The sequence below is a fragment of the Enterococcus sp. 5B3_DIV0040 genome (genome assembly GCF_002140755.1).
Classification (GTDB): domain Bacteria; phylum Bacillota; class Bacilli; order Lactobacillales; family Enterococcaceae; genus Enterococcus_D; species Enterococcus_D casseliflavus.
The window spans coordinates 282,093-295,374 of sequence record NZ_NGLC01000003.1; the positions used below are offsets into that span (position 1 = coordinate 282,093).

General features: G+C 34.9%; 8 protein-coding genes and 1 pseudogene. 6 read left to right on the forward strand and 3 right to left on the reverse strand.

Features of this window, described 5'->3' with window-relative positions; all coding sequences use genetic code 11:
* Positions 1-119: 119 nt before the first annotated feature.
* Both tnpA and tnpB read left to right on the forward strand, forming a co-directional pair.
* Positions 120-450: pseudogene (gene tnpA, locus A5883_RS18635) on the forward strand (IS200/IS605 family transposase); the annotation flags it as partial.
* Between the two features lie 83 nt (positions 451-533).
* The gene (tnpB, locus tag A5883_RS18640) at positions 534-1,679 is read left to right on the forward strand and encodes an IS200/IS605 family element RNA-guided endonuclease TnpB (RefSeq protein ID WP_086339356.1); all 1,146 of its coding nucleotides are present in this window, start codon (positions 534-536) and stop codon (positions 1,677-1,679) included.
* 151 nt (positions 1,680-1,830) lie between these two features.
* Here the strand turns inward: tnpB and metF are convergent, their stop codons facing one another.
* On the reverse strand, positions 1,831-2,697 hold the full coding sequence (gene metF, locus A5883_RS18645) for a methylenetetrahydrofolate reductase [NAD(P)H] (protein ID WP_086339357.1): 867 nt from the start codon (positions 2,695-2,697) through the stop codon (positions 1,831-1,833).
* Between the two features lie 3 nt (positions 2,698-2,700).
* A complete protein-coding gene (metE, locus tag A5883_RS18650; protein ID WP_086339358.1) occupies positions 2,701-4,944 on the reverse strand; it encodes a 5-methyltetrahydropteroyltriglutamate--homocysteine S-methyltransferase in 2,244 nt (747 codons plus the stop codon).
* Positions 4,945-5,083: 139 nt separating this feature from the next.
* Between metE and A5883_RS18655 the strand changes: the two genes are divergently transcribed.
* Positions 5,084-6,004, forward strand: coding sequence for a LysR family transcriptional regulator (locus tag A5883_RS18655; RefSeq protein ID WP_086339359.1), 921 nt, complete (start codon positions 5,084-5,086; stop codon positions 6,002-6,004).
* 405 nt (positions 6,005-6,409) lie between these two features.
* Here the strand turns inward: A5883_RS18655 and A5883_RS18660 are convergent, their stop codons facing one another.
* Positions 6,410-6,610: a hypothetical protein gene (locus A5883_RS18660; RefSeq protein WP_086339360.1), complete on the reverse strand. Its 201-nt coding sequence runs from the start codon at positions 6,608-6,610 to the stop codon at positions 6,410-6,412.
* A gap of 2,717 nt (positions 6,611-9,327) precedes the next feature.
* On the opposite strand from A5883_RS18660, the gene A5883_RS19645 reads away from it, so the two are divergent.
* The 3 genes from A5883_RS19645 to A5883_RS18670 form a co-directional block, all read left to right on the forward strand.
* Positions 9,328-9,456 (forward strand): hypothetical protein, encoded by a 129-nt coding sequence (locus A5883_RS19645; protein WP_254907914.1) that lies wholly within the window; start codon positions 9,328-9,330, stop codon positions 9,454-9,456.
* A 12-nt stretch (positions 9,457-9,468) separates the two neighbouring features.
* Positions 9,469-9,678, forward strand: a complete 210-nt coding sequence (locus tag A5883_RS18665) for a hypothetical protein (RefSeq protein ID WP_086339361.1) — start codon at positions 9,469-9,471, stop codon at positions 9,676-9,678.
* 602 nt (positions 9,679-10,280) lie between these two features.
* A partial coding sequence (locus A5883_RS18670) for a Rib/alpha-like domain-containing protein (RefSeq protein WP_176324037.1) occupies positions 10,281-13,282 on the forward strand: 3,002 nt, incomplete at its 3' end.

Sequence of the window (13,282 nt, forward strand, 5' to 3'; positions counted from 1 at the left end):
AGTTGTGGCCTAGCTTTAGCTAAACAACTGACAAATATAAACTAAATAATAGTGAAATGTCTTGCAATAATTGATTTTGTAGAGGTACATATATTAAAATAATTGCGAGGTGTTTTTGTATGTCAGAAATTCATTATGGACGTGGTTATGTCTATTCTATTCAATATCATCTTGTTTGGTGTGTAAAATATCGACATGATGTTTTGTATGGTCAGGTAGATATTGATGTCAAACAGTTTTTGAAACAAATTGCTGATGATAATAATATAAAAATTATGGAAATAGAATCAGATAAAGACCATATTCATTTACTTATTGAATGCACCCCACAATACTATATTCCTAGTATTGTGGGGTGCATTTAAAGGCGTATCCGCTAGACTGCTGTTTAAAAAACATCCTGAACTTAAACAACTCCTTTGGGGTGGACATCTTTGGAATCCAAGCTACTTTGTAGCTACTGTTAGCGAAAATACAGAAGAACAAATTAGAAAATATATACAAAATCAGAAAAAGAAATGAGGTGAATCCATATGCTACAACATAAGGCTTATAAATTTAGAATCTATCCTAATCAAGAACAAGAACTATTAATGACTAAAACCATTGGCTGTTCAAGATTTGTCTATAATTATTTTTTGAATTTGTGGAATCATGAATATGCGACTACTGGAAAAGGATTATCTTATAATTCTTGTTCTGCCATGCTTCCACAAATGAAAAGAAATGCAGAGACAATTTGGTTAAAAGAAGTTGACAGTATTGCGATTCAATCCTCATTGAAAAATCTTTCTGATGCTTTTTCTCGCTTCTTTAAAAAGCAAAATAAACGACCACAATTTAAAAGCAAAAAACATCCTATACAAAGTTATACAACTAAAAATGTGAATAATAGTATTGAAATTAGAAATAATTTCATAAAACTACCTAAGTTAGGACTTGTTAAATTTGCGAAAAGTCAAGAGCCCAAAGGGCGAATCTTAAATGCTACAATTCGGAAAAATTCGAGTGGTAAATTTTTTGTCTCCATCCTGTGTGAAGAAGAAATAGTTGAGTTTCCTAGATCTAATTCCGCTATTGGAATTGACCTTGGTATAACTGATTTTGCAATCCTTTCTGATGGTCAAAAGATTGATAACAATAAATTCACGTCAAAAATGGCAAAAAAACTCAAACGTGAACAACGTAAGTTGTCAAAACGTGCATTACTAGCTAAAAAGAAAGGCATCAATCTCTTTGAAGCTAAAAATTATCAAAAACAAAAACGAAAAGTAGCACGACTACATGAAAAAGTAATGAATCAACGCAATGACTTTTTAAACAAGTTGAGTACAGAGATTATCAAAAACCACGATATTATTTGTATAGAAGACTTAAATACACAAGGTATGTTGCGTAATCATAAACTAGCAAAAAGTATTTCGGATGTTTCATGGTCTAGTTTTGTGACTAAGTTAAAATATAAAGCTGACTGGTACGGTCGGAAAATCATCAAAGTAGATAAATGGTTTCCATCTAGTCAAATCTGTTCAAATTGTGGACATAAAGACGGCAAGAAATCTCTAGAAATTCGAGAATGGACTTGTCCTGTTTGTCATGCTCATCATGACCGAGATATCAATGCTAGTATCAATATTCTGACCGAAGGTCTAAGATTACATTCCATGGGATTAGCTTAGATCCAATCATCAAAAACCGTAGGAACTACGGGGATAGCTTGGTAAATAAGAGAAACCGCTGTGAGTAAAGAAATACGCTTGCAAGTATGCTCTATTCCCAAGAATCTTGCGATTTTAGTCATGAGAGGTTCAAATAGCGTTGTCAAATCTTTTATATAAACTCTCCCTCCTTGAATTGACCATTCAAGACGTTTTTTGTGTTGTGATAGATATGTTTTGCTACTTCTGCATTGTTCATCGTATAAAGATGAATGCCCGAAATATCATATGTGGTCAAATCCACGATTTGATCGATGGCATAGGCTAATCCCGCTTCTCTCAGGGCGACTGGATCATGCTCGTATTTCTCCAGAATGGCTAAGAATTTTCGTGGCAACTTCGTATTCGTCGTCTTAATCAGTCGTAAAGCTTGGTTCCGATTGACGATTGGCATGATTCCTGCGAGAATAGGCACTTTTATATCCGCTAAGTAACAGGATTCCTGAAACTGATAAAATAAATCATTGTCGAAAAAAAATTGGGTAACCAGTTGTTCGCAGCCTACTGATACCTTGTGCTTCAACTGTTTGATATCCTCAATTCGATTTAGTGACTCTGGATGTGTTTCTGGGTAGCAAGCACCGCTGATGTGAAGATGCGGCGCCTCTTTTTTGACATACTGAATCAAATCGCTGGCGTAGACAAAGTCTTTTTTAGGCGGCAAATCAGGGATAATGTCTCCACGCAATGCGAGAATCTGATTAATCCCAATCTGATTCAGCCGTTTCACCAGTTCGGCTAATTGTGACTGATTAAGATAGGCTGCTGGCAAGTGGGTAATCGTTGGAATTTTCAGCTTTCTATGGATGTAATCTGCGAATTTCAAGGTAGTTTCTTCTATAGTTTGGCGATTGTTGCTGCAGGTAACACTGATAAAATATGGCTCTAGTTGCTGTAGTTCCTTCAAAGTTTTGAAAAGCTTCTCTGTGCCAATTTGTGTATTTGGCGGAAAAACTTCAAAGGATAGTGTACTGGACATAGGCTACAAATCCTTTCTGACTTGTTTTACGGCTTCTGTCATGTTGGTCAAACTAGCCTTCGTTTCTGGGATATCACGGGTTTTTAAGCCGCAGTCAGGATTGATCCAGACTTTTTCCAAGGGGACTTTTGCTAAAATTTGGTTGATGGTTTCCTTGATTTCATTGACTGATGGCACACGTGGAGAATGAATATCATAGACTCCTGGACCTACCGCTGTGCGGAAATTTTGCGCTTTCAGTTCATCCAATATTGCCAAGTTTGATCGGGAAGCTTCAAAGGAAATCACATCGGCATCCATTTGATCAATCGCGGGAATAATATCCGTGAATTCACTATAACACATATGTGTATGGACTTGGGTCGTTGGTTGGACTTTGCTGTGAACCAAGCGAAAGGCTGGAATAGCCCAATCTAAATATTCAGAATACCAATCCGTCTTTCTTAATGGCAACTTTTCTCGTAATGCTGCTTCATCGATTTGAATAACGCGAATACCATTTTTTTCTAAATCCAACACTTCCTCTTGGATCGCTAAAGCGATTTGTAAAGTTGAATCCTTTAAGCTGATGTCTTCTCGTGGAAATGACCAATTCAGGATGGTTACTGGTCCTGTCAGCATTCCCTTCACAATTTTGTCTGTTTGCTCTTGTGCAAAGGTCGACCATTTGACGGTGATTGGCTTTTCTCGAGCGACATCGCCCCAAATAATCGGCGGCTTCACGCCTCTAGTACCGTAAGATTGTACCCAACCATTTTTACTAAACAAATAGCCGGAGAGATTTTGACCAAAGTATTCCACCATGTCGTTGCGCTCAAACTCACCATGGACCAGTACATCTAGCCCAATTTTTTTCTGCCAATTCAACCATTCATTGATTTGTTGGGCAATAAATTGGTCATACGCTTCTTGACTGAGTTCTTGGCGTTTGTATTTCGCTCGTGTTAGCTTGACTTCCCTTGTTTGTGGAAAGGATCCAATGGTAGTTGTAGGTAACACTGGAAAATCAAACGCCTTGTTTTGAATAGCCTCTCGTTCTTGGAAGACAGGCTTGCGCGTGTAGTCCTGCTCCGTAAGTTCGCGGATTTTTTTTTGAACAGTTTGGTTTTCAGTAAAGCGGGTTTTAGCGAATAGTGCTTGATTGTCTTTTAAAGCTTCTTCATTGCCCGCTAAAATAGTTGCCAAATCAACTAATTCTGTTAACTTTTCCTTCGCAAAGGCGAAATGCTTTTTAATTTCATCAGGAAACGTCTCGTTGTCGGTGGTAAAAGGAACATGTAAAAGCGAGCAAGAGGTCGTTAGAATCAGTTTTTCCTGATCAAAGGTTTTCAGCATTTCGATTGTTTGCTGATAATGGTTTCGCCAGATATTTTTTCCGTTTACCACTCCGGCAAATAAGATTTTGTCCTTAGGAAACCCTTGTGCTACTAACTCTGCTGTTTTACGTCCTTCAACAAAATCTAAACCGATTCCCGCAAAAGGCAAATTGATGACAGTTTCGTAGGCATCGCGAATATCGCCAAAATACGTTTGTATCAGAACCTTTATCTGTTGATCCGTTAATAGACATTCATAAATCGTTTTGAACTCTGCTAGTTCTTCGGTTGTTAAATCCTTCACTAAGCTGGGTTCGTCTAACTGAATCCATTCAGCTCCCAGATCTTTCAGTTTATCCAATATTTCTCTATAGGCTGTAATTAACTCGTTAGTGATTTTTTTACGATCTGTTCCTAGTTCAAAATCACTAAGCTGCAGCAAAGTAAATGGACCGATCAGTACTGGACGTGTGTCTATGCCTAATGCTTTTGCTTCATTATACTCTTTAAAAAGTTTATCGCTGCTAATAAAAATGTTAGTCTCCTTTTCAAATTTTGGGACGATATAGTGATAGTTTGTGTTGAACCACTTTTTCATCGGACGTGCTTTGATATCCCCTTTTTGTCCCTGATAGCCGCGTGCTAAGGCAAAATATTTTTCAGTGTCTGTTAGGTTCAGGTTTGCTACTTCTTGTGGAATGATATTTAATAAATACGCTGTATCTAAGGTGGTGTCATAAAAGGAAAAATCATTGCTTGGAAGGTCATCGATTCCGCTTTCCTTGATTAGCTTCCAGTGTTTTTGTCTTAAGTTCTTGGCAAAATCTTCTAGCTCATCACTAGATAGCTCCCCACTGAAATATTTTTCTGTTGCAAATTTTAATTCTCTATTTTCGCCAATTCTAGGAAACCCAATAATGGTTGTTCTCATATTTTTTCCTCCTTGAATTTTACTACGCTATACAATAGCACGTTTTTTTTTGTTTGAATAACTGAAAAAAGTAATAAATAGTTATAGCCAATAACTATAACCTCCGTTATAATCTTAAAAAAAGAGGTGAAGTGAATCAATGCGTCTGCAGCAACTAATTTATTTTGAGAAAATTATTGAAAAAGGTTCAATTAATGAGGCCGCAAAAGCGCTGTTTTTAACTCAACCCAGCTTATCAAATGCATTGAAGGAACTGGAAAGTGAAATGAATGTGCAGCTAGTGATCCGAAACAAGCAGGGAATTATACCAACCTCTGAAGGACGAGAATTTTTAATATACTGTCGGCAAATTTTGGATCAAGTCAATCTGTTAGAGGAAAAATTTAAGAACGAATCTTTACGTAAACAAAATTTTTCTGTGTCGGCGCAACATTATGCTTTTGTGGTACATGCTTTTGTTGAGCTGTTGCGCACTGTGAATTCTGACGAGTATAGTTTTACTTTGCGAGAAACCGAGACGGAAAACATTTTTGACGACCTTACCAGTTTTAAAAGCGAATTAGGCGTTTTATATTTAAATGCTTTTAATCAGCAGGTAATGCTGAAGCTATTTAAGGAAAAAGGGTTGGTTTTCACTCCGTTATTTGAAGCGAAGCCGCATGTTTTTGTTAGCCGCAGTAATCCACTAGTGGCGAAAAAGTCACTCACTTTAACGGATCTCGAGGATTATCCGTATTTGTCCTATGAACAGGGTGAAACAAACTCCTTTTATTTTTCTGAAGAGATTCTAAGTACATGGGATCGTAAGAAAAATATCAAAGTGAGTGATCGTGCTACGATCTTTAATTTGATGGTTGGTCTAAATGGTTATACCATTAGCTCTGGAATCATCAGTAGCGAATTAAATGATGACAAAATCGTTGCGATTCCTTTAGAGTATGATGATATCATCACGATAGGCTGGCTTAAGCAAGAACAACTAGAGCTAAGTCTTTTGGCTCAGGCTTATTTAGAGCTGTTGAAGGAGCATATCCGAGGTTATGGGTTTGAGATTATCTAATTAAGTAACTAGAAAAAAGCTTACACATTTGACATCGATATTGAAATTTGAAAGTGAGCTTGAACTATTCTGGGGAAACATTGAGAATCAACAATTCATTGAAACATCGTTTAGCAATATTTGTATTGATGTATTGTATGGTAGAGATTAGTAAAACAAGTCAAAAATTAATAAATTACCAATTGACTATGTTTCATATGCCAAATACTATTCGTACTGGCAGATATTTATTGTAGGCGAATAGATATGACGAAATTATCTGGGAATAGCCTCGCTGTGTCAGCGTCTTTTTATTAACTACGAGATAAACTATATAAATTGTCAACATAAATAACAGAATGGGGGGAATAATAAATAACCGCTTAGAAAATGGAATTTTTTAACGGTTTCGAAAAAAGTATTTATTTAAACAGAAATTTTTACACCCGTTAGAAAAAGCCCAATTTCTTGATAACCACCTCTACGAAGTTGTTCTTGCACATCATTGTTTGTTTTCCGATTATTTACACGTTCTTTAAGAGAAACAAAATATCCCGTATCATAAGAAATTCGCACTTCCAATTCAGTAACCGCATTTTTTTTATCCTCTTCTGCTGTTAAATACACATAAAAGGCTGGCTGATCCGGAGTTATTGCTAAAATTGCAGATTTATGGAAAGCAATTGATAATAGTGCTAAAATTCCGGGTAATAGATGGATAGAGTTGAAATAAATATATGGAATTCATAATAGGATTACTGGGAATAATTATTGTTTTTATGGATAAAATTTTTTCGTAGGCGAAAAAGAGAATGGATCAAGAATAAGATATTTATTTTCTTGGTTTGTATATTTTCTTCTTTTTGTTTTTTTGTTAATTTTATGGTTTTTGTTCGGTTCGATGTTGTTTTTTGCATTAAGAGTTCATTTATTCAGATGTTTTGGGTGATGCTGTTTTTCTTTGTTGCATTTTTTTTGGTTATAAATTGTACATGTTTAGTGCAAGGTTATGTATTATAACAAAAAATCAAAAAAGAAATGGTAAATGATTATAGATATTTTGGCTCAAAAAAGATGTTTTTAGATAATGTAGCTATTGAATAAGAAACCGTTATTGATTTTGTTTTGAATGAAACGGCTATTACAGATAGAAAAGGGAATATTGTTTGGGGTTGTATTAATTAATAAAGTAATAGTTTCACTTATAATACCGTGAATGATAAGTTGATGATTCAAGTCGGTATTTTTTCTGTCTCTTATACACATCTAGATGTGTATAAGAGATCACTTATAATACCGTGAATGATAAGTTGATGATTCAAGTCGGTATTTTTTCATCCATATTATCAGATATCTCTGTTTATTTTTGTTCAAAAATATAGTTTTACTAATAGTTAGCGCTTGAAAATACGTTTATATTTTTTGTAAAATAAAAAATATAATAATTAACAATTAATATGGAAATTTGTGAGTGATTTTTATGAGAAAGAATATAAAGGATATTTCAAATCAACAATTTGGAAGGTTAACAGCAAGATATCCTTTGCTATTGCGAAAGCGGGGATATGTATTATGGCATTGTGAATGTAAATGTGGAAATGAGATAGATGTGATTAGTAGCTCATTGATTAATGGTAATACAAAATCATGCGGGTGTTTAAAATATGCCAAAAGAGGTGTAAAAGACTTAAGTAATCAACGATTTGGACGGTTAATAGCAAAATATCCGATAAATATAAAGAAAAATGGTAGTATATATTGGTATTGTGAGTGTGATTGCGGAAAGAGTGTAGAGGTATTATCACGTAATCTTTGTTTCGGTAGTACAAAATCATGTGGGTGTTTGAAACGAGATTGTGTGGGAAGGCGTAGGAGAGATTTGACTAATCAACGATTTGGACGATTAATTGCTAAGCATTCAACAAGTAAAAGAAAACATGGTAGTATGTATTGGTATTGTGAGTGTGATTGTGGAAAGAGTATTGAAGTACTATCACGTACACTTTGTTCTGGTAAAACAAGATCATGTGGATGCATGAGGCGTGAGAGACGATTTTCCAAAGAATGAAATAAGGAATAAAAAGACGGATATTATTGTAAGAATGGTTGTTGGATTACAGTCTGTAAATAAAAAGTCAAGGAGAGAATTGATTAGAGTATTTTTTTGAGTGGAAAACACGACAAATAGAACTATTGATTAATGCTAGTTTCAACTTTTGCTTAAAATAAAAATCAAATCTCTTTGAGAAGTGATGTAAGGCATTTTTAACTTGGCCGTAATAAATACGTAAAAACGTATTCGCAGTTATGTGAAAATACTAAGTTTTACTTCTGCTTGTTTCTTGGAAATAAACGCGTAGATAGATTGGTTTTAGGCGAAGTTTTACTAAAGTATCAATTACTTGAAACAGTGATTTACGTAGTTGAGCAGATTAAAGTATTCGTCTCAGGAAATGTTTAATTCAAAAGAGAATTGAGATCATTTTTGAGATCTGTCTTATGTTTCATGTAAAAATCAAACTGTTGATTCAATTTACTGGGATATGATAGATATGAACATATTGGGAAACAGCAGTTCAACTTATATAAAACGAACGCTATGAATGAGTAGCTAATTGGTAGATTATTTTATGTTTGTAAAGTCCAAGGAGGATAATGCTCGACAATAAAATGTTGGCAGTTTATTTTAGGAGCTATGATGCCAACGTTCGATAGGTATTGTTTTGACGGGCATACAGCATGTTTTGGTTAATTCTGGAGGAGCTAATGCTTGTTTCTGGTTATTTACAAAATACTGCTTCACAAACCACAGGGAAATTACGTGTATTATTATGTCCATCCCTATGAATGTGGTCTAGTGATATTTGAAAAATCTGAATTTGAGTAAGAAGATCATTGGAATAACCGTCTTTGTAAGACAATTTTGGTCTGTAACTGTGATGGATTTGTAAAAAGCAAGTGAATAGATGGATTAGACAGTACGGAGGATGTTATGAAGTGTAATAATAAAAACGTGAATCCATTGAAGTAAGATATTTATATGTTTGGGGATAGGATTCAGTTTAGGTTTTATTTGGTGTATCGTTTTAAAGAATATTTTTATTGGTCTGTTGATAGGTGGTTGTGTGGGAGCTTACTATGCAGTAATTGCAAAAAAAATAGATAAATCAGAAGATGATTAGAGTGATAGTTGATAGAATCAAGTGGGCAAGAATTGGTGCTTAGAGTATTTACAAGAACGATATTTATAGCTTTCAATTCATTAGTATTATCATCGGTTTTAGTTAGAAAGAAGACTGTTTTGATACCATTGTTTTATTCGATGGAATCGTAATAGATAGAATATGGAGAAAATCAAGGTAAAAGCCATGCATTACAAAAACAGTAGAAAAGAAACTGAAGCTATCAAAGAGATCCGCTTGGCAACCTCTATGGATTTATTAGAAGCCAAAGAATATGTGGATAAGCTGTAACGAGGGAAAAGAATGAAAGAGAAGGAAAAAGAGGAAACAAAAAAGATTTCACCAGCTAGAATGTCGACAGGATTAGGGATTGGTTTAATTTTAGGATTACTCTTCGATAATCTTCCAATTGGTTTACTGATTGGAATTTGTTTAGGTTCCAGTTCGGTTTTTGATTTTTATAAGGGGCTGATGAAATCTGGTAAAGAAACGGATCATAAGCAAGAGCAATGATGGTAACATTGAAAGCACTGTTTATCTATGTGAATAAGGGGTACAAATTTTTTAAAACAAAAACGGGAACTAAAATGAGAATAGCTTTATAAATAAATGGAAAATAGGTAAATTTAATGAAGGAAAATCAGTAAATTACAACGAAATTACAACAAATGAAAGAGCCTTATATGACGACTTATATTAAGAACTGAATAGTTATAGAAGTATGGCACTGTGGATACGGTGTCTTTTCTTATGGAAGATTCTTTGTTAGTGTCACAAATGTATCATTATTTCAAAATGTAAAAAACGATATATCGATGTAAAAAACGTTCTTAATTAAATGATTATATACTTATTTGTCACATAAAGTATACATTTTGTGACACTATATTTTTGTCCATTGTTACCTTGTACAATATGATAAATTCCCATGATATCAAGCATTTGATAAATCGTTGTTATCATAACATCTCCTGTCACAAAATGTATACTTTTTCTTACAATTCTCATCGAGATAGTGATAAATTGAGGGGTCTAAATATTGATGACAGGAGGTGCAAGTTACTTGATGCATATAGGCCACAAAAGAGTTTATGGAAAAGGAGAAGAAACAGATTATGAAGTATAAACACAAATTAAAAGGCAATCGGCCTCTATTAGAAGAAAATCGCAAGTCCAAATATGGGTTAAGAAAATTGAGTATTGGTGTTGTGTCCTGCTTCTTAGGATGTGCTATTTACTTCGGATTTGGCGCAGGTATTACTGTTCATGCGGTAGAAAATACTTCGGTAACTACAACAGAAGCCTCTAATACCCCTAATATTAGTGAGGAAACGCCAACAGTTAATGAGGAAGTAGAAGTTAACGAAACTCCATCAGTTAATGAAATTTCAAATAATGAAGCTATGCAACCTCAGCCAACAGAAGCAGTTGTGGAAACAAGCACAGTTACACCTGATTCAGCTGTAACAACAGAAGAAGCTGAACTTGCTGAGGAAGTTCCAGCGGATAATCATAGTATGGCTTTAGACTATAATCCACAAGGAAAAGAAATCGTTGCATATGTTGGTGATACCATTGAACCGTTGGCTGGTATTCAGAATCCAGAGGCGTTTGACCTTTTACCTAAAGGTACAACAGTTACATGGTCATATGGAGAACCGAGCACAGAAAAAACACTCAATAAAGCAAAAATAAGTATTACTTTTACTTATCCAGACAATAGTATAGATGTTGTTCCTAGTGCTTTGACAGTATTGGAACGTCCTGTCAATCAGCCTGCAGAAGAAGTGGGAACTGCTGGTACAGAAGAAACGGTTTCTGCGGAAGAAACAGCTGATACAACAGAAAATACACCTAATACAGAGGAAAGTTCTTATTTGACCAGAGAATGGAAAATAACAGAAAAGCCTACCAATCTTCAAGATGCAGAGGAAGAATCAGAGGTCAGTAATCCAGAAGTATCGAAGGAAATAGAAGTTTCAAAGAAAAAAGTAAATATTGAAAAATATAAAGCGAATTTAGATAAAAGCAGATATACTTTTGCGATTGTAGCTTTAGACAATTTAGCTGATACTAATTCAGAAAGTTTTAACAAAAAATATTTAAAAGACTGGTATTTTACCTTCTCTCTTCCCCAAAATGGAGCTAATAGAAATGTTACAGTAAATTTAGTGGACGCAAAAGATAATACGATTCTTGAAACGAAACTACTAACTCCTAATAGTGGTAAAATTATCTTTGACAAGATTAAAGAAGCTGTGGGTGCAGATAATCAAGATTATTTATATCCATTTACTTATTCAGAATCAACAGATGAAAAGGGAAATGTTACAAGAAATATTAGAAGTATTCAAGAGAATGGTAAAGTGCAGAACACCTTTGTTTTTACACCAGCAGAATTAAGTTTGCAAGGAATATCTGTGAACAGTATTAACCTATTGGTACCTGGTAAAACGGAGTTTATTACGTATTATAAAGTGGTAGATTATGATCAATATACAAAATACTTAGAGAATGGAAAAACCTATCATTCACAAAAAACTGGCAATGAAGAATCTTTAAGTTCATACCATCAAGAAGGATATGCAGGTCAGAACGTTAGAGCATCTGGAATTGCGGAATATGACAACTATGAATTAGTTGAATCAGCAGATAAAAATGGGACGTCAGAAGGAACCTTGTCTTCCAATTATATTTCTGGGACTGTTACTCGAACAGGAGTAGTTCCATATGCAAAGCGTCTGCAAAGAATCGTGAATGAAAATGGTGACGCTGTTATCGAAATGTGGGTTTTGAATCCTGATAAAGTAAGTGTTAAAGATTATAATGCAAATAATGAAAAAGGGAACGAACAGATACAAACAGACAAGTACATCAAAATATTTGAAACACCTGCGCTTAAATCTGGAGAATGGAATACAAAAGAATTCCAACAAAACTGGGAAGAATGGGCAAAGAAAGCTGGTCTTACACTGAAAAAGGAAAAAAGTGTGACCACTTTAACACAATTTGGAAGTAATAAACTGGATGTTCCAGGAGCATTATATTTCCCATTTCTATATAATGAGGATGGAAAGCAATTCTATCACGGAAACTGGTTCCGTCTTCAAAATGACAATAAACCACAAGTAGACGCGTATTACTACTATGTAGAAAAAGGCAGTGTCATTGTACATTATGAAGATACAGAAGGAAATGTGATCAAAGAAGAGGTAGTAGATACTTCGCACGGTACAACAGGTTCAGACTATAGTACGATTGACCATAAAGATAAATCGATTGTATTTAAGGGAGAAACGTATTATTTAGTCCAAAAACCAGCTGAAAAGAACATTAACGCAAATGAGGATTCTGTAAAAACTGCACTGTCTGCGGACAAAGTAGAAAACAACAAACTGATTCAAGAAACAACTGCTGAAAATGGAAAAGTGAAAGCTTCAACAGATATTCATTTAACTTATGTCTATGAAAAAGCAGGAAGTGTCAAAGTCAACTATATAGGTGTAGATTCTAAAGGGAATGTACTTAATCCAATCTCTGGTAAAACAACAGGTATTGATAAAACCGAAGTTGGAACAAGCGAATACGATACAAAAGACGCTCAGTCTGGAACAGCTTATAACACAACTGATTTAAAACCAGAAACGATTCAAGATGATCAAGGACGTACATGGCGTCTTGTTACAGCACCGAACCCACATCCTGTGACAGATGGTGATTTAGAAGATGGAACTGTAGTGTCTGGCGAAACGAAAGAAATCAATTATTACTATGCGCTGGTAGAAGGTGACGTTATCGTTCACTACATCAATGAAGAAGGTGAAACAATTAAAGGTGATGTAGTAGATACGCCAACAAGTTCTGTAGGAACAGACTACAACACAGCTGATGATAATAAACCGCAAAGAATCACAACAGAAGATGGCAAGGTATATGAGTTCATTCGTGTTGATAAATCTTCAGCCCCAGAAGAAGGAAAGGTTGTAGAAGGAACAACAGAGGTAACTTACGTTTACCGTGAGGTAAAAGGTGATGTTATCGTTCACTACATCAATGAAAAAGGCGAAACAATCAAAGGTGATGTAGTAGATACGCCGACAAGCTCAGTCGGAACAGA